The sequence below is a fragment of the Mammaliicoccus sciuri genome (assembly GCF_002901825.1).
Lineage (GTDB): Bacteria > Bacillota > Bacilli > Staphylococcales > Staphylococcaceae > Mammaliicoccus > Mammaliicoccus sciuri.
Window position 1 is genome coordinate 1 of record NZ_PPQD01000018.1, and the last position, 17,060, is coordinate 17,060.

22 protein-coding genes are annotated in these 17,060 nt (G+C 30.6%); 5 read left to right on the top strand and 17 right to left on the bottom strand.

The features are described 5' to 3' along the window. Window positions 1–115: 115 nt before the first annotated feature. The 3 genes from CD035_RS04455 to CD035_RS04465 all read right to left on the bottom strand — a co-directional run bounded on the left by CD035_RS04455 (window position 116) and on the right by CD035_RS04465 (window position 2,956). Window positions 116–1,048 carry a nucleoside hydrolase gene (locus CD035_RS04455; RefSeq protein WP_048539859.1) on the bottom strand — a complete coding sequence of 311 codons (933 nt, stop codon included), beginning with the start codon at window positions 1,046–1,048 and terminating at the stop codon, window positions 116–118. A gap of 47 nt (window positions 1,049–1,095) precedes the next feature. Then, entirely contained in the window at window positions 1,096–2,253 is a 1,158-nt protein-coding gene (locus CD035_RS04460) for a hypothetical protein (RefSeq protein ID WP_048539860.1), read from the bottom strand. Window positions 2,254–2,419: 166 nt separating this feature from the next. Then, on the bottom strand, window positions 2,420–2,956 hold the full coding sequence (locus CD035_RS04465; protein WP_048539861.1) for a hypothetical protein: 537 nt from the start codon (window positions 2,954–2,956) through the stop codon (window positions 2,420–2,422). A 133-nt stretch (window positions 2,957–3,089) separates the two neighbouring features. Here CD035_RS04465 and CD035_RS04470 point away from each other — a divergent pair, with 133 nt between their 5' ends. Then, window positions 3,090–3,422, top strand: coding sequence for a MazG nucleotide pyrophosphohydrolase domain-containing protein (locus CD035_RS04470; protein WP_048539862.1), 333 nt, complete (start codon window positions 3,090–3,092; stop codon window positions 3,420–3,422). Between the two features lie 27 nt (window positions 3,423–3,449). Continuing rightward, the gene (locus CD035_RS04475; protein ID WP_048539863.1) at window positions 3,450–3,851 is read left to right on the top strand and encodes an NUDIX hydrolase; all 402 of its coding nucleotides are present in this window, start codon (window positions 3,450–3,452) and stop codon (window positions 3,849–3,851) included. Here CD035_RS04475 and CD035_RS04480 read toward each other — a convergent pair. The 11 genes from CD035_RS04480 to CD035_RS04530 form a co-directional block, all read right to left on the bottom strand. Beyond that, a complete protein-coding gene (locus CD035_RS04480; RefSeq protein ID WP_048539864.1) occupies window positions 3,848–4,348 on the bottom strand; it encodes a GNAT family N-acetyltransferase in 501 nt (166 codons plus the stop codon). The two genes, CD035_RS04475 and CD035_RS04480, sit on opposite strands and share 4 nt — an antisense overlap. A gap of 149 nt (window positions 4,349–4,497) precedes the next feature. Next, window positions 4,498–6,126, bottom strand: coding sequence for a peptide ABC transporter substrate-binding protein (locus CD035_RS04485; RefSeq protein WP_048539865.1), 1,629 nt, complete (start codon window positions 6,124–6,126; stop codon window positions 4,498–4,500). Window positions 6,127–6,693: 567 nt separating this feature from the next. Beyond that, the gene (locus CD035_RS04490; protein WP_048539866.1) at window positions 6,694–7,197 is read right to left on the bottom strand and encodes a GNAT family N-acetyltransferase; all 504 of its coding nucleotides are present in this window, start codon (window positions 7,195–7,197) and stop codon (window positions 6,694–6,696) included. A 12-nt stretch (window positions 7,198–7,209) separates the two neighbouring features. Then, a complete protein-coding gene (locus tag CD035_RS04495; protein WP_048539867.1) occupies window positions 7,210–7,665 on the bottom strand; it encodes an NUDIX hydrolase in 456 nt (151 codons plus the stop codon). 11 nt (window positions 7,666–7,676) lie between these two features. Next, the gene (locus CD035_RS04500) at window positions 7,677–8,183 is read right to left on the bottom strand and encodes a GNAT family N-acetyltransferase (RefSeq protein ID WP_048539868.1); all 507 of its coding nucleotides are present in this window, start codon (window positions 8,181–8,183) and stop codon (window positions 7,677–7,679) included. 131 nt (window positions 8,184–8,314) lie between these two features. After that, entirely contained in the window at window positions 8,315–9,514 is a 1,200-nt protein-coding gene (locus CD035_RS04505) for a GTP-binding protein (protein WP_048539869.1), read from the bottom strand. 48 nt (window positions 9,515–9,562) lie between these two features. Beyond that, a complete protein-coding gene (gene rpsN, locus CD035_RS04510) occupies window positions 9,563–9,832 on the bottom strand; it encodes a 30S ribosomal protein S14 (protein ID WP_025904347.1) in 270 nt (89 codons plus the stop codon). A 275-nt stretch (window positions 9,833–10,107) separates the two neighbouring features. Next, complete coding sequence (locus CD035_RS04515; protein ID WP_048539870.1) at window positions 10,108–10,659, bottom strand: hypothetical protein; 552 nt, start codon at window positions 10,657–10,659, stop codon at window positions 10,108–10,110. Between the two features lie 184 nt (window positions 10,660–10,843). Continuing rightward, window positions 10,844–11,332: an AAA family ATPase gene (locus CD035_RS04520; protein ID WP_048539871.1), complete on the bottom strand. Its 489-nt coding sequence runs from the start codon at window positions 11,330–11,332 to the stop codon at window positions 10,844–10,846. A gap of 46 nt (window positions 11,333–11,378) precedes the next feature. Then, complete coding sequence (locus CD035_RS04525) at window positions 11,379–11,918, bottom strand: GNAT family N-acetyltransferase (RefSeq protein ID WP_048539872.1); 540 nt, start codon at window positions 11,916–11,918, stop codon at window positions 11,379–11,381. Between the two features lie 11 nt (window positions 11,919–11,929). After that, window positions 11,930–12,673 (bottom strand): hypothetical protein, encoded by a 744-nt coding sequence (locus CD035_RS04530; protein ID WP_048539873.1) that lies wholly within the window; start codon window positions 12,671–12,673, stop codon window positions 11,930–11,932. 137 nt (window positions 12,674–12,810) lie between these two features. Between CD035_RS04530 and CD035_RS04535 the strand changes: the two genes are divergently transcribed. Next, complete coding sequence (locus tag CD035_RS04535) at window positions 12,811–13,770, top strand: arsenic resistance protein (RefSeq protein WP_048539874.1); 960 nt, start codon at window positions 12,811–12,813, stop codon at window positions 13,768–13,770. A gap of 51 nt (window positions 13,771–13,821) precedes the next feature. Here the strand turns inward: CD035_RS04535 and CD035_RS04540 are convergent, their stop codons facing one another. The 3 genes from CD035_RS04540 to CD035_RS04550 all read right to left on the bottom strand — a co-directional run bounded on the left by CD035_RS04540 (window position 13,822) and on the right by CD035_RS04550 (window position 15,700). Then, complete coding sequence (locus tag CD035_RS04540) at window positions 13,822–14,811, bottom strand: LysM peptidoglycan-binding domain-containing protein (protein ID WP_048539875.1); 990 nt, start codon at window positions 14,809–14,811, stop codon at window positions 13,822–13,824. A gap of 137 nt (window positions 14,812–14,948) precedes the next feature. Further along, entirely contained in the window at window positions 14,949–15,326 is a 378-nt protein-coding gene (locus CD035_RS04545; RefSeq protein ID WP_058591581.1) for a YxeA family protein, read from the bottom strand. A gap of 113 nt (window positions 15,327–15,439) precedes the next feature. Continuing rightward, complete coding sequence (locus CD035_RS04550; protein ID WP_048539876.1) at window positions 15,440–15,700, bottom strand: hypothetical protein; 261 nt, start codon at window positions 15,698–15,700, stop codon at window positions 15,440–15,442. A 232-nt stretch (window positions 15,701–15,932) separates the two neighbouring features. Here CD035_RS04550 and CD035_RS04555 point away from each other — a divergent pair, with 232 nt between their 5' ends. Further along, a complete protein-coding gene (locus tag CD035_RS04555) occupies window positions 15,933–16,472 on the top strand; it encodes a GNAT family N-acetyltransferase (RefSeq protein WP_048539877.1) in 540 nt (179 codons plus the stop codon). A gap of 116 nt (window positions 16,473–16,588) precedes the next feature. After that, window positions 16,589–17,060, top strand: a 472-nt coding sequence (locus CD035_RS14105; protein ID WP_462498457.1) for a Y-family DNA polymerase, incomplete at its 3' end; no start/stop codon positions are given.

Genomic DNA, 17,060 nt, shown 5'->3' on the forward strand with positions numbered 1-17,060 from the left:
AACGGTTAAACCATACTGTACCATACGCATAGCGTATGGTTTTAATTACACAAAAAAAAAACTTCATTCAGCTCGTTATTTAAACATAACGACACTGAATGAAGTGCTTATTGTGTTATATTTTTTTAGCTAATTCTGTCATGTAATCAAAGAATCCATCTCTATCAACATCATTAATGATATTAATCATTCTACCTTCATCACTTTTGAATGTTCTACCTTGACTAGGGCCATCTGTAATGACGGATACTTTTTGCGATTCTTTCTTAACGAGTTCAGGTTTCCCTACATAAGCTGTTGTTAATACATCCCATAAGAAATAAGTTGAATTTGTTACAAAATGCGTTAATGGTGGCACTAGCGCATAACATATACCTAAGAAATCAACACCTTCATATTGTCTTTCATTCGCCCATCGTTTACGTACATCTGGTGTTAAAGGTACTTTATTCGTGCTTTCTAATGCTACAATATCAATTGGTAATGACGTATCAAAAACAGTCTTCACTGCTTCTGGATCCCAAAAAGCATTCCATTCAGCTGTACCATCATGTTCAGGTTCTTCAACATTACCTTTATTCAGCAATGTGCCACCCATCCATACAACTCTTTCAATACGACTTTCAATTCTTGGTTCAACTTTCAAACTTTTTGCTAAATCTGTTAACGGTCCCGTAAACAGCATCGTTACCTTTTCAGAACTATTCATTACTTTTTCAATGATATCTTCATATGCTTCTTTTTCAGAAATTATAGAATTTACTTCAACATCTTCATTTAACATTGGCATTGCATCTACAAAGAAGGCATGCATTCTCCAATCTTTAGGGAATGGATTTTTCCCTCTTTCTTTCGAAGCTGCAATATTTAGTTTTTGTGATGAAAATCGGTTGATAATCTTACAAGAAGCATTTGTTGCAGGTTCTACATAGCTATCTGCGCCAATTGCACTTACACCAATTAAATTAACGTCTTCCATCTGTAATAATAAAAATAATGAAATTAAATCATCTACGCCACCATCATGGTTGAAATATACTGTCGTCATTTAGTTACCTCTTTCTTATGTTACGCATAAATTGTTCATTTATTTAACTAGCGTTCTTTTTGTTCATTTGAATTATTTTGAGATTGTCTTTGCTCTGTTGATCTTTCTTTTGCTTTTTGTGCTGCATCTTGAGCTGCACGATCTTTCTCTCTTTGGGCCTCTTGATCTCTTTGTTGTTGCTGTTGTTGTTTTTCACGTTCAGCTGCTGCTTGTTCATCACGTTTTTTCTGTTCAGCTGCTTGTTGAGCTTTTTCTTTTTCAGCTTCTTGTTGTTTCTGTTCAGCTTCTTCGGCTTTTTTATTCGCTTCTTCTTGACGTTTTTCTTCTTCCTCTTTAGCTGCCTTTTCTTCTTCAGCTTTCTTATCTGCTTTTTCTTTTTCAGCTTTATCCGCTTCTTCTTGTTTACGTTTTTTCTCAGCTTCTGCAGCTTTCTTCTCTTCATCAGCGTTATTATTTGGTTGTTGAATTGTTCTTTGTTCATAAGTTGGCGCTTCTTGTGTCGAATTGATTTCTTCAGTTGGATTTTCTTCAGGTGTATTATCTTTAATATCTTTATCATTAATGCGCCAATTAGCATTATACGTTTTCTTAGAAGTTTCATAATTCATTTTGACTTCATATTTATCAGATTCCGCTACATCATAGTATAAATAACTTGTTTTACTTTCACCTTTATCAAGTTGATGTTGAAATCCACCTTTATTGTCTTTCATACCATTAAATTGAGGTTGTACCTCATCATCAATCGTAAGTTGAAAATTAGAATTATCGATTAATTTTTTACCTTTTTCTAAATTTTTGAACTTATAATTGATTTTAAGAATTTTGCCATTTTGCGAATAAGAATAACCGTCATCTGGTTGAACAACTTCAGCTTTCGTAACAGTCACTTCTAAACCATCAACTATAATTTTCTCACCGAGTTTAATATTTTTCAAATCTTTCTTAGGTGTATCTGAAACATGTTTAACTGCTTTAGGCTTATCCTCTTTAAATAATTGTTGGTATGAATATTCTTTATCAAATGAAAGACTTACAAATATACATACAAAACTAATCACACCTATTACAAATAGTAAAATTGTGCTCACTAAATAGCTACTATACTGTTTTTCTTTAGCATATTTAACGACTGTAATAATCAAAGTCGTTATAAAGGCAATCGAAATAACAACCCATAATAACGCAAAAAGTAGACTACTCATTTTTTCTCTCCTCTACAAATGATTAATAATTTCATCATAGCATGAATTAATCAAAATAATAGTACAAAATCAAATAATTATTAACTATAACTGACCTATCTAAATATGATTTCACTTAAAAAATACAGGTTAAAAAATAATTTTAAAACCTGTTTATGTCATACCTTTATTCTTCTAATTTTTCAAATGTTATTTCATATAAGTCTTTTTCATCCATATTTACAAAATCATCAATCGAAATTCTATACTCATTAGAAGATCGCTTTTTAGAAACTTGACCATCATACTTTAACTCAATCGTCATATTCGTTTCAAAATAACGATTTTCTATTGTATTTTTAAATTCATTAAAGACTTTTTGGTTAATTGGAATTAAATAAAATTGATTATTAGGTAAAATATTTATACGTTTACGTTGCAATACTTCGTCACCATTTAACTTTAACACGACCTCAATATTTTTAGCAGAACCCCCGCCTAAATTTAACAGCTTAAAAGCCGTATTTAAATATTCATGATCAGATGAAGTTAAATTCATCACTTTAATACCACTTTGTTTCTTCTCCAGGATAATCTGATCAAAAGATAAATAAGGAATAAATGATATTTTAATTTGGCGAATTTGAATCATGACGGATATAAAATATAGAATCGCCATAATAAATGTACCTATAGAACCAATCGCTTGAATAATATTAATCATACGCTCACCTCACAATATAACCTTGTCCTAAATTATACCCATTTGTATAGGTGTAAATCATAGATTTATTTGTATTTGAAAGAATCTGAACACTTGTCTAGAATAACAATAAGTAAATAAAGGAGATGAAGAAATGAAAATTAGTGAATTCCAACAATGGACGCACGAATTCTATCAACAAAGAAATTGGTATGAACTTGATATTTTTAAGAGACTTGCCTTTTTAACTGAAGAAATAGGTGAAGTAGCAAGAGCAATAAGGGCGATTGAAATTGGTAGAGATAGACCAGATGAAACAGAACTAAATGAAAAACAAAAATTAAATGATTTAAAAGAAGAACTAGGAGATGTATTTGCTAATCTCACAATCATTATTGATAAATATGATTTGAACATTGAAGATATACTTAATGATCATCGTACTAAATTAGATGCACGTTTTATAGAAAATGAAATAAAAAAATAATAAATTAATTTTTACAGGAGGATACTTATGGTTCCAAAACATATTGTTTCTGCAGCTTGTATTGTATTAAATGACGAAGATAAAATATTGCTCATTAAAGGTCCTAAACGTGGTTGGGAAATGCCTGGTGGTCAAGTTGAATTGGGCGAACCTTTATTTGATGCTGCAATTCGCGAAGTTAAAGAAGAATCTGGTGCTGATATCGAAATTATAAGATTTTGTGGTATCTTTCAAAATACTAAAAGTTCTATCTTCAATACTTTATTTTTGGCGCGTTATATAGGTGGCACACTTCAAACAAGTGATGAAAGTTTAGAGGTAGGCTTTTTTACTTATGATGAGGTTATGAATATGGTTACTTGGAAAAACTTTAAAGAAAGGTTCGAGTACTGTTTAAATCGTACTGAACCTTTTGTTGTTTCATTTTAATATTCTTCTTTTAAAATGCTATAAATCAATGAATCTCTGTAGCCATCTTTAAGCTTTGTATCTTGTCTTAAGATGGCTTCATGTTTCATACCTAACTTTTGTAGAACAATTTCAGATGCTGTATTACGAATATCTGTTGATGCCCAAATTCTATTAAGTTTCAATACTTTAAAACCATACTTAATAATCGTTCTACCAATATCAGTTGCAATACCGTTACCCCAATAATCAGGATGTATGATATAGCCAAGTTCTCCACTATTATTTTTCGTATCACATACTAATTGCACTGCGCCAATGACTTTATCATAGTCTGCATCTACTATGACATTGTACATCCAATTTTCATCTCGATTTAATAACATCTCAACAAATGCTTCTGTTTCTTCATATGTTTGTGGATCCCAAGCTTGATACTTACTCACTTCAGGTAAAACATTATATGCATGAATATCTTCTATATCTGATTGTTTCAAATCTCTAGTATAGTAATCCATTTAAAATCCTCCAATGATGATATGTAATTTAATGATTGGGAATATCTTATCATAATTTCCAATCTATACAAAACTATTCTTATAATATTACTCAACTTTGTGAAAAATAAAGTGCTAGGGCATTAAATCATGCCCTAGCAATAAATAAATTATCTATCTAATTTTACATGTTTGTACTCTTTCGTACCTACGTAATGAATGATACGTCCGTGAACTTCTTTTTTCGTTAATCGCGCTTTACCTTTTTGATAAAGTGGGATAACCATACCATCATTCAATAACATTTCTTCACCTCTTGCGAGTTCTTGCCATCTCTTGTCTGGGTCTTGAAGTAACGAAGATTTACCTTCGTTGATAATTTTGTCGTATTCAGGATTATCATATCCCGTTTCACCTTTAGTCGTTTCACTATGGAATAAATCTAAAAATGTCATTGGATCTGGATAATCTGGTCCCCAACCAGTAATTGCTACATCATAATCACCTTTTTTAGTCAGTGCTATTTTCTGTTTGTTCGGTTGTTGTTTAATCGACATTGTTACACCAGGCAAATGTTTTTCAACTTGTTCTTTAAAATACTCTGCATCTTTCTTAGCATTATCTTGATCAAATGTTAAAAATTCTATATCAATTTTATCTTTGCCTAATGCTTTTTTAGCTTTTTTCAATGAAGCTTGTGCCTTTTTAACATCATACGTATAAGGTGCATTTACTAACTTGTTATAATCTTCTTTTTTCTCATTAGTAAACACTTTTTCAGGCGTAAATGTATCTATCGGTTTAGAACCATCATTTAAATTATGTTCTACGTAAGATTTTTTATCGATTGCTTGAGCAAGCGCAGCTCGTAAATCTTTATTTTGTAAGTCTTTATTCGTTTGCGTATTAATTTGAATATAATAAGTAGCAGATTCTAAATTCGTATTGAAACCTTCTTTATCTTTGTTAGATTCGACATTTTGCGAACTCAATTCTGTTGTGTCCACCTTATCATTATTATATAAATTGAGTGCCGTTTGTTCGTCTTTAATGACTCTATAATTAATACCTTTAAGTGATACATGATCTTTATCCCAATAATGTTTGTTTTTCTTAAGCGAGTAATTATCTTCAACTTTCCAACTCTTCATTACAAATGGTCCACTATATAATGTCTTATCAACAGTCGTCCCATACTTACTGCCTTGCTTTTTAACAAACTTCTCATTCAACGGCATGAATGTTCCAAACGTTAACAGTTCTTTATAATAAGGTAACTCTTGATTGAGCGTTAACTGTAAAGTATGATCATCAATTGCTTTTACACCCAATTCTTCAGGTTTTTTCTCACTTTTGTTAATCGCTTCAGCATTTTTAATATCATACATAATGTATGCATATTCAGATGCAGTCTTTGGATCTACAACTCTTCTCCATGAATAAACAAAATCATGTGCAGTAATAGGATCTCCATTAGACCATTTCGCATCTTCTCGTAATTTAAATGTCCAAGTCTTCCCATCATTTGATTTTTTAGGATCACCAGTTGCAATCGCTGGTTCTGCTTTATCATCTTTGTCTAAACGATATAATCCCTCTTGTGTCGCATTCATCACTTCAAAAGCACCAGCTTCAACAGCCAAACTAGAATCTAATGTCGTTAAATCAGATGGTGCAATTAAACGTAGCGTATCCTTTGAATCACCACTTGCACCATCACTATCCCCGCCACTACTACAACCAGCTAAAAATAACGCTAACACTAATACATAAATCCCCACTTTGTAAATATTTTTCATCAAATCAATCCCCTTTGTTTGTTTGATAATGTTTAATTGTGTTTATTTTAACATAATATTTTGAATATTCAATTGATTATGTTCGATTAATTTAATATAGCAACAATAACGAACTGTTATGTAGTTTGTAGAAGCGGATAAGATGAAAATAAGCTGAATCGTCTTATAGACAATTCAGCTTATTACATTTTTCGGGTCGATATTTATTTTTATCGGCCTGGTAATCCTGTTTTCGGGTCGATATTTTTATTTACCGGCCTGTAAATCTCGTTTTCGGATCGATATTTATTTTTATCGGCCTGCAAATCTCGTTTTCGGGTCGGTAATTTTATTTATCGGCCTGGTAATCCTGTTTTCGGGTCGATATTTATTTTTATCGGCCTGGTAATCCTGTTTTCGGGTCGATATTTATTTTTATCGGCCTGCAATCTCGTTTTCGGGTCGGTAATTTTATTTATCGGTCCATATTTCTCATTTCTGGACCGTTAATTTATTTTATCGGTCCATATTTTCTGTTTCTGGACCTTTAATTTATTTTATCGGGCCATATTTCTCGATCCATTCTCTTCACTCTATTTCATATCTCATCATGTCTTCATCATAATAATCTTTTCCATCAAATATTGCATTTGGTTCAGTAGCATATTTGTCAAAGCCGACTTTATTGTAAAATTCTACTGCGCGTTGATTATTACAAAGGACACTTAAATCAATATACTTTAAACCTGTTAACTTGGATGCTTCAATAATCAATTTATCGACTACTTTTTCAGCAATACCTGTACCTCGATAATCAGGATGACAATACATTGCCACTAAATTTCCTTTATGATGCATCTTCTTAACCGCTTCTCTATAAAAAGTAGCTACACAAACCAAGTTTTCATCTTCAAAACCACCCATAGTAAATTTTGTATCACTACATTCTAATCGCTGTTCAAATTTACTAACCGGATAATTTATTTCTATATCATATAAAGACGCAAACGCAGATGGATCTGTCTGCAAACTTAGTAATCTAAGACTTCTAAATGCATTTACATCATTTTTATTTAGTAACCTTACTTCCATCCCACCACTCCTTTATTTTTGTGATATATAGTTTAGTATAAATTCTTTCATTTTTACTGGTGGGCTTATATTTTGAGGCAATTTATCTAAATCAAAGAATTTTAAGTTCTGAGTTTCTTTAATATCGGCACTAAGCTCTCCTTCATATTCTTCACTTTCAAATAATGCTGTTACAGTATATGCTTCATCTCCATTCGGATAGACCATGTGATAATCTTTACCTGAAAAATTTCTAATAAATTTAAGGTTTTGTATTTCCAAATGAGTTTCTTCATATACTTCTCTAGTTGCCGTTTCTTCAAAAGATTCTCCGAGTTCCATTGTTCCTCCTGGTAAACCCCAACTTTCATTATCCCTTCTTAACTGTAACAATACTTGTTTATCTTTATTAAATATCAGAACTAAAGCTCCAACTAAAATAACTGGAGTATGTCCGACTTTATCTCGTAAACTCGATATATAATCCATCCCACCACTCCTTATTCACTAAAGTAATACACGTTGCCTTCTCCGTCGTAATTATCTAGTTCTGGATTATGTTTGAATCCTAGTTTTTCTGCTGTTTTTATTGAAGGTATATTTTCTTTTTTAGTTAATGCTACAATTTTATATTGGTTATTTGTTAGTTCTTTGACGTACTCGATTATTTTTCTACTTGCTTCTGATACGAGTCCTTGTTGTGTTTCTGCAGCTTCTATTCGATAGTAAATATTCAAATATGTTTGTCCTAATATTTCTTTATACTGCAACCCACATACACCAAATGGGAGATAGTGGTCTTTCTTAATCAAGACGTAATATCCAAATCCATGGTCTTCATAATGCTTAATCCATTGATCTAATGTTTCTCTAAATGCTTGTATTGTTGTTGCTGGACCTGCTGGGTTGTATTTTTGATTTGCTGGATCATGATGGACTTCAAATAATTTTTCAAGATATGTATATGCTGGGGGTACGAGCTTGATTCGTTCCGTTTCTAATATCATTGTAATGACTCCTTTTTAGTTACAATTTAGTTATTTAATATCATAACATTAAGCATCTCATATTGGGAGGTCATAGAAATTTTTATGCATACAAAAAAGCATGAGCAGTTACTTATGCTCATGCTTTTAACTTATACTTTTGCTAGTTGCCATTGATAAGGTTCGTTTAGCTTTGTCCAATCTGTGTCGATTTCTTCTGAATTCAATAAGCATTGATCTAATGCTTTTGTAATTTCTTCTTTATTTAAGTCACTTCCGATAATCACAAATTGTGTTTCTCTGTCACCATATTCTGGATCCCAATTTTCTTTAACTTCTGGTCTAGATCTGAGTATTTCTTGTTTCTCTTCTTCTTTCATCGCATCAACCCAAAATGTAATTGGGTGAATATTTACAAAAGATCCTGCCTGAGAAAATAGACATGCTACGTGATTATATTGAGCTAACCAAACGATACCTTTAGCTCTTATAATATTTGTTGGCATATTTTCCATCCATTGATTAAATCTTTCTGCATGAAATGGCAGTCTTCTCTTGTAGACAAATGATGATATACCATATTCTTCAGTTTCTGGTGTATGATTAGTATGGCCACCTTCTGTTAATTCTTTAATCCATCCAGCTGATTGACTTGCATCTTCAAAATTAAATAAACCTGTATTGAGCACTTCTTGAAGCGGTACATCTGCAAAACTTGTTCTGATAAATTTCGCTTTAGGCTGTAACTTTTTCAAAACGATTTCCAATTGCTTTAAATCCTTTTCTTCTACTAAATCAGCTTTATTTAAGATAAGTACATCACAAAATTCAATTTGGTCAATCAACAAGTCTGAAATAGAACGTTCATCTTCTTCACTTATACCTTGATCTCTATCTTTCAATAAATCTTCAGAATACATATCATGAACAAATCTATGTGCATCTACAACTGTAACCATTGTATCTAAACGACATATACTTGTTAAATCAATACCTAATTCATCATCTATATATGAGAAAGTTTGGGCAACAGGTACCGGCTCTGAAATACCAGTTGATTCTATTACGATTTGATCGACATCTCCTCGTTTAGCTATCTTTTCGACTTCTATTAATAAGTCTTCTCTTAAAGTACAGCAAATACAGCCATTCGATAACTCTACTAATTTTTCGTCAGTTCGTGAAATACCTCCGCCTTGAATGACTAAATCTTTATCTATATTAATTTCACTCATATCATTTACAATGACTGCAATTTTTAATCCTTCTCTATTTTTCAAAATATTATTGAGCAGCGTTGTCTTTCCAGCTCCTAAATAACCACTCAATACTGTAACTGGTATTTTATTCAACACATTTCCCCTACCTTCTATCTATTTATCCCATATAAGCATAAAATCTTACCAACTCGATTTTTTCAATCCAGGTATTTGACCTTTATGTGCGTATTCTCTTAAAGCGATTCTAGACATACCAAATTTTCTATATACACCTCTTGGTCTGCCAGTCACTTGGCATCTACGTGTAATACGTGTAGGAGAAGCGTCTCTAGGTAGTTTTTTCAAACCTTCATAATCTTTATTAGCCTTTAATTCTTCACGTTTTTCACGGTATTTTTCAACCATTTGAATTCTTTTTTGCTCTTTTGCAATTTTTGACTTCTTCGCCATTTTATATACTCCTTTTACTATTAAAATTTTTGAAATAAATCATTAGATATAAAGAGTGAGACGGTAAATGATGTCTCACTCTTTCGAAATCGTATATTAAGTAAGTAAAGTAGCCATCTCATTTCCGGAGTTAAATCGTAATGACTACGTTTTAACTATAATACATGATTTTTTATTTGGCAAGAGCAAATTTTTATTTTTCATTTAGAATTGATAATTAGAATTAAAAAAACAGAGTCTAAGACAACGTAATATGCCCTAGACTCTGCTTATCTCTATTCAACTTTCCATACATTAAATCCATGTAATTGGCTGTTTGCATCATATTTCAAATCTTCTTTACCATAAAAAGTATAGCTTTTGCCTTCTTCAAGTTTTTTATGATCATAATCTATAATATAATATGACACTTTATCGTCCCCACTACCTTTTGTAACTTCGACGATTTTATCACCTGCTTCACTATGGCTAATTTTATCAACCTTAGCATTTGTGATTTTTAACAATTCGTTATGGCTATATGTTTCATTATTATACTTGTCATAATTAATCTCTTTAGAATGGTTCATTTTTTTCTGAACATATTCATTCGCTTGTGCTTCTGCGACGTGATCATCAAACTTAATTTTTGAATGATTATCTTGGACAGGTTCAGTTGAAACAATTCCAACAGCACAACCTAAAGTTAAAAAGAATAATATAATGGTACTTAGCAACGGAATCCTGAACCTAGTATCTCTAATCGCTTTAACAACCGTCGTGCCTAACATCACAATAAAAGCTATTAATACTACAACTCCAATAACGCTAAATATAAAACTTTCCATTTTCATTACTCCCTTGATTTATTCACTATCATATTTGTACATATTAGAACATTTCAGCTAATAATTCATCTATTTTGTTTCAGTTTTCGAAATAAATCGATATTATGCTAAAGTATGAAAGCGTTAAGCCAGTTGCTATATAAAAGATAGGCAAATATTAAATTTTTTTATTGAAAAGTTGCTGTTATTCTTTAAAATTAATATCTTCCAACACTTTTTCCACCATATCGTTTAAACTTATATGTTCTTTTATTATTTTTTCATTTTCTAAACCTAAGTAATCATGAGCAACAAACCAGTTACTCATTTCTTCCTTACCAAATTCAGCATTTTTCTTATTCTTATGTCTTCTTAACGTTTCTTCAAAAGAGATATCATAGTAATACGTAAACACATTTTTCTTGCCTGAAAAATGTTTTCTCAGCATATCTCCATACCTATGCTCTTTAAGGATGCCCTCAATAATCATATAATCACAATTTTCCAATCCATATCTGATTAAATAATCGATAAGTTCCACTGTCTTATTATCAGGTTTATCATATAACATTTCTCTTCTAATCGTATCTTGAGAAATTAACAAAGTTTGAAATCCTATTCTGTTTTGTAATTCTTTTGCTAAAGATGACTTCCCACTTCCTGAATTCCCTCTAATTATAATAACTTTTGTCATTTTCCATCGCTTCTTCTTGTAATTTATTAGTATGATTGGTTTCTTGCTACAATTGATTGATATTAAATTCAGATTTTAGAATACCCATATGAATATCGTTATAGTATTCACCTTTTATAAATGCACTATCACGTTCTTCTCCCTCAATTATAAATCCTACTTTTTCATATGCCTTAATTGCACGAACATTATATTTCAATACTCTTAAGTAAATTTTATGTAATTTCAAATATTCAAACCCATAATTTACTACAGCTGCTGAAACTTTAGTTCCAATTCCCATAGACCAATATTCTGGATTAAATATCCCTATTGCAAATTTTGCTTTGTTATTAATATCATCAATAACTAATCTAACTTGCCCTATAAATTTATCTTGGCATACAATTGCCCATTCGTAGGGTTCACTCTGAATTTCTTTAATTAATAAAGCTGCTTTTTCCTTTGATTTTGAAGTTCTATAATCCATTTTTGATCCATACATCATTAATAGTTCTTTATTAAAAGGAACTGAAAGATAATCATCTATATCTTTTGTTTCTGCATTTCTTAATATTAAATCTTTATTTATATATATTTTATCCATGTAATACTCCCTTATTTTCTAAATAGGTATTTACTTAATTTTTGTTTTTTTCCTTCTTTATTCCATTGTTGATATTGTTTGATCATCTTATGAATGTTGCCTTCATAGTAGTTTTCAATTAAATCAACTATTGCTAAAAAGCTTTTCCAGTAATGAAACATGACATATGCATTATCGTTACTTTTATAAATTTCATATGTGAATGATTCTAAATTATTTTCATCATATTTTGATTTGTAGTAATTAAATAATTCTGTTTCATACTGTATAATTTCTTTAAATTCTTTGTCATTATATAAATAATACCTTGGTAAGAAAGTCACTAATCCTTCTTCAAACCACAAATCATCTGATGATATATCAAGATCATCAAATTCTGTTAAAAAGAAGTCACAATGGTGCGTAATTTCATGACCTAATATGCACAATATTTCTTTTTCTAAATAGTTGTTAAATATTTTTTGAGTCTTTTCAGACATGTCACTTTTGATTTGACCATTTAAAAAGGTCTTCCAACTTTCTTTTTCAATATTCATAAATATACCTTTTTCATTTGTAAACGCTGGTACATTCTTCTTAAATACATGCGACATTACATAATCACTTGTCCATATGACGTGTTCTGGCATGTCATTTAATTCGTAATCTTTTTTCAGAACATCAATATAATTTTCAATTTTATCTATAAAATATTTTGCTGTTTTTTGAGTTTCTTCAATATCATTTAGTTCATCCATCATAAAAATAGATTTCATGTGTCTATCCCCTTACAAATATCAATAAATATAGTATTAGTATTCATATTATAACAATATTCATCATCTTTTTATTCAATTGAATTAATTTCTACTTCATACTATGATTTATATTAAGTGGTTTACAGGAGGTTATGATGTCTTACTTGAAATCTTTTTTAGAGGATAAACAAATTTATATATATCTTTTATTTATTATGATGGGCGTGAGTTTCGGTCTATTGTTTGACCGTGCTAGCCTTATTTTTGAACCTTTTATTTCTATTTTAATTGCGATTCTATTGTTTAGTATGTTTGCTCAAATTCCTTTTTTATCTTTACGTCAAAAGGCATTAAATTTTAAATTTCTTGTGGCACTTATTATTTCTAATTTTATTTTTATTCCTATTCTTGTTTTTCTAATTGTCACAGCATTTCATATTACATCTACACCGCTTCTAATCGGAATTTACTTAGTATTACTGACACCTTGTATTGATTATGTGATTGTTTTTACGAAGTTAGGTCATGGAAATGAAAGCTTTATGTTGATTGCTACACCTATTTTATTTATTTTACAAATCATCTTATTACCGATATATTTTGTAATATTTTTAAACCAAGATTTCTCGGAATACATTGACTTTATACCTTTTATAAAGACTTTCGTATATCTTATTCTGGTACCTTTAATCATAGCTATTTTTATGCAAGTTTTAAGTAAAAAGTCCGCTACTATGTCGAACATTTTATCTTTATCAGAATGGTTGCCTGTTCCTTTTATGGGACTCGTATTAATGACGGTTATAGGCTCTCAAATTCCAAAAATCTTTAATGATTCACACGTCGTATGGATAGTTGTTCCTGTTTACATTTGTTTTATGATTATTGCGCCTTTTATTGGTTATCTTTCTGGTAAAATCTTTGCTTTACCTTCAGACTTAAAACGCACGATTGCTTTTAGTTCTAGCACAAGAAACGCATTAGTTGTCTTGCCATTAGCTTTATCTCTACCAGACAAATGGTCAACAATTGTAACAACTGTTATCGTCACACAAACACTTGTCGAGCTTATTGGCGAACTATTCTATATTAAATTGATACCTAAATTTAAATAGAAAAACACCTCTAAAGTTACAGTAACGCTTGCACTTTAGAGGTGCTTTTAATTATTTCAGTTTCAATACTTGTCCTACACTTATATCATTTGAACTTAAATTATTTAATGATTTAAGTTTAGCTACACTTACGCCGCTTCTTTGAGATATATTATACAACGTATCTCCAGAAACAACAGTATGTGTATCGCCTGTTATATTATCACTTGTTTCATTTAAATCATTATAATGCTTTTGAACGAGACTATAAAATTGATTCATATCGTAGCCCCACTGACTAAAGTAATTGATTGGATCTGTATGATCTGTTCCGCCATAATATTGACTAATGGCATTGTGACTAATAACTGTACCTGTTCCCTCATTATTATCGGCTAATGATGGTTTCAGTCCATTTTGGTGTAACATTTTCGCAGTTAAATATGCTTGATTATTGACCGATTTCGCAAACTGGTCAAATGTACTTGATTGAGCCAATTCTATTTGATAGAAATATGGATTGGCTTTTGCGCCTGCACCCCAAGCTAAATAATCACTAGATGCTGTTTGAACAATTTTACTACTACTTGCATAAGCATGAACAAACGCGCTTTCATAATTGTTATACATGTAATTGATTTCTTCATCTATTGTGCTATCAGGATTAGCTGTTTCATGTATAATCACACCGATAAACTTATCTGATTTATAATCATACTTCGGCAAGCTATCCATTCTAGAATCTTGTGTGATTGTAGACGGCTTAATATTATTTTTAGCAATATAATTATTAACATTTTGATAAGTTTCATTTGTATGTTGATTTGATTCTATTTCTGTAGAATTTTCTTCTGCATCTTTATTATGTAATTTGAGATCTTCATCCGTCAGCAAGCCTGTTAATTCTTTCGGGTTCATCTTTTGTGCTTGTTCAAAACTAATCGATTTGCTTGTGTTCTCTGTTTGTTCACTTTGATGTTCTTCTGCATTTACATATCCAACAGATTGAGAAAATAATACACTTGTCGTCAAAATTATTGCTGTTCCAAACTTGTACTTCATAATAATCCCCCTTATATTTTATTTTTATATTGTATTACAAACTATAATTAATTAATATACCTTAAGAATATTTCGTTATATTAAATATTTATTACAAATTAAAAAAGAACGAGATAAATTGATTATCTCGTTCTCATTTATTCTATAGCGTTTAGAGCTTTCTTTGGTATTTCACTTTTATCAACTTCTTCAAATGATTCCACATGTGTCCCTTTATGCTTAATTTTTAAATAGTGATTTGTTTTAAGTTCATCTGATGATATAAATTCCACTTTTGTACGTTTACCATCTTCATCTACAATATCTTGCTTATATCTTCTAATATTATGTTCTTCAACAGCATCAGGTAGCTTTGTCTTTACATAAGCGTATTTCTCTTTCATAAATGGATTTAATTGATCTGATACACCTTTAATTTCACTTGAGCCAGATGTACTAAATATAACGATTAATAAACAACAACATAAAATAACAAATATAACTAGAAAAACAATACCTTTTAATAAACCTTTCAAGGTTATCTCTCCTTTCAAGTAAAATGATAGCATCATATCACTTGAAATAGTCCTAACATTGTTGTCACAACAGGTTTCTAAGCTTACAATTTTGTAAGATTAAGTCTCTCTTATTAAAACACACCTAATATATTTCCAATTAACCCTGCTAGTGTTATTAATACACCTACACCCGATAGAACAGATGTAATAACCGCTTTTCTATTTTTCTTATTGGTTTCATTAATACTTCTTTCAAGGTTGTTCATTGAAATTGTTATTTTGTCTTGAATGATATTTGGCAAATGATCAATCTTATTGTTCAAAGTATCGAAGCGTTCATCAACACGCTTTTCATATTGTTCAAATTCATTTCTCGTAATATATTCTGACATAATGATCACCTCTCTTTTTATATTTTATAATTTATAAATATAATTGTCAAAAACTGTATTTTAAAATTATGCGATGGAAAGTAACCATTTTTTATTAGATTATATTGCTTGGCTACATATTCTTAATAATTCATATAGCTTATTTTCAAAACGTAAACTTCAAAGAAATATATTTTTTCCAATTTGCATGATAAAATTATTTTAATTATTTTATACAGAACAGAGGGATAACATGGATGAGAATCGTAAATTATATATTAGACCTATTAAATTAGAAGATTTAAAGAGTATATGGCAGATGGCTTTTAAGTACTCAAATCCTGAATGGAAGTTATGGGATGCGCCTTATTTTCCTCATCATGCTATGTCGTATGATGATTTTTTGCTCCAAAAGGATGATTGGATCAATGTTCCGAATAGATGGACTGTAATTTACAACGACAAAATTATTGGTACAGTCTCATATTATTGGGAACATGAACCTTCTAAGTGGCTAGAGATGGGTATTTCAATCTATCAATCTGGTAATTGGGGTAAAGGCATTGGCACAAATGTCATGCGTATGTGGATTGATCATTTATTCAATACTTTAGATATTGTTCGCGTCGGTTATACGACTTGGTCAGGGAACAAAGGCATGATTAAAATTGGAGAACGTCTTGGTATGACTATGGAAGCTAGAATTAGAAAAGTAAGATATTATAACGGGACTTATTACGACTCTATTAGAATGGGTCTTTTACGTGAAGAATGGCAAGATTTAAAGTCTTAATCTAGTACATAACAATCATAAAATGATAACATATTGTGCTTTTATACAAGTTTATACTTTACAAAACAGAACATATGTTCGTATAATGAAAGTACAATATGACTAGGGTGATTTTTATGTATGACTACAGTTATTGTCTAAATCGGGATATTTTATGTGTGGATTTAAAGAGTTTCTTTGCGTCTGTCTCATGTATTGAGAAAGGTTTGAACCCGTTAACGACTAAGCTTGCTGTTGTGGCTGATACGAAGCGTAAAGGTTCTGTTGTCCTGGCAGCTACACCACCTTTAAAAGCAATTGGCATTAAAACAGGTTCTCGTTTATTTGAAATACCTCAACGTAAAGATATCTATGTTATTAATCCATCTATGAAGAACTATATACAATTATCAACACAAATTAGCAAAATTGCTTTGGATTATGTTGCACCTGAAGATTTTCATCAATATAGTATTGATGAATTCTTTATGGATGTATCAGAGTCTTATCATTTATTTGCACATTCTCCCTTTTCATTAGCGATGCAACTTCAAGAGCGTATATTTAATTATACTCAAATTCGTAGCACGATTGGTATTGGCTCTAATT

Coding starts and splice junctions, on each gene's coding strand:
- CD035_RS04535 (WP_048539874.1), top strand. CDS start 12,811: ATGTCTTACTTGAAATCTTTTTTAGAGGATAAACAAATTTATATATAT.
- CD035_RS04555 (WP_048539877.1), top strand. CDS start 15,933: ATGGATGAGAATCGTAAATTATATATTAGACCTATTAAATTAGAAGAT.
- CD035_RS04460 (WP_048539860.1), bottom strand. CDS start 2,253: ATGAGTAGTCTACTTTTTGCGTTATTATGGGTTGTTATTTCGATTGCC.
- CD035_RS04500 (WP_048539868.1), bottom strand. CDS start 8,183: ATGATATTAGAAACGGAACGAATCAAGCTCGTACCCCCAGCATATACA.
- CD035_RS04465 (WP_048539861.1), bottom strand. CDS start 2,956: ATGATTAATATTATTCAAGCGATTGGTTCTATAGGTACATTTATTATG.
- CD035_RS04515 (WP_048539870.1), bottom strand. CDS start 10,659: ATGGAAAGTTTTATATTTAGCGTTATTGGAGTTGTAGTATTAATAGCT.
- CD035_RS04480 (WP_048539864.1), bottom strand. CDS start 4,348: ATGGATTACTATACTAGAGATTTGAAACAATCAGATATAGAAGATATT.
- CD035_RS04485 (WP_048539865.1), bottom strand. CDS start 6,126: ATGAAAAATATTTACAAAGTGGGGATTTATGTATTAGTGTTAGCGTTA.
- CD035_RS04550 (WP_048539876.1), bottom strand. CDS start 15,700: ATGTCAGAATATATTACGAGAAATGAATTTGAACAATATGAAAAGCGT.
- CD035_RS04455 (WP_048539859.1), bottom strand. CDS start 1,048: ATGACGACAGTATATTTCAACCATGATGGTGGCGTAGATGATTTAATT.
- rpsN (WP_025904347.1), bottom strand. CDS start 9,832: ATGGCGAAGAAGTCAAAAATTGCAAAAGAGCAAAAAAGAATTCAAATG.
- CD035_RS04470 (WP_048539862.1), top strand. CDS start 3,090: ATGAAAATTAGTGAATTCCAACAATGGACGCACGAATTCTATCAACAA.
- CD035_RS04490 (WP_048539866.1), bottom strand. CDS start 7,197: ATGGAAGTAAGGTTACTAAATAAAAATGATGTAAATGCATTTAGAAGT.
- CD035_RS04475 (WP_048539863.1), top strand. CDS start 3,450: ATGGTTCCAAAACATATTGTTTCTGCAGCTTGTATTGTATTAAATGAC.
- CD035_RS04530 (WP_048539873.1), bottom strand. CDS start 12,673: ATGAAATCTATTTTTATGATGGATGAACTAAATGATATTGAAGAAACT.
- CD035_RS04495 (WP_048539867.1), bottom strand. CDS start 7,665: ATGGATTATATATCGAGTTTACGAGATAAAGTCGGACATACTCCAGTT.
- CD035_RS04520 (WP_048539871.1), bottom strand. CDS start 11,332: ATGACAAAAGTTATTATAATTAGAGGGAATTCAGGAAGTGGGAAGTCA.
- CD035_RS04525 (WP_048539872.1), bottom strand. CDS start 11,918: ATGGATAAAATATATATAAATAAAGATTTAATATTAAGAAATGCAGAA.
- CD035_RS04540 (WP_048539875.1), bottom strand. CDS start 14,811: ATGAAGTACAAGTTTGGAACAGCAATAATTTTGACGACAAGTGTATTA.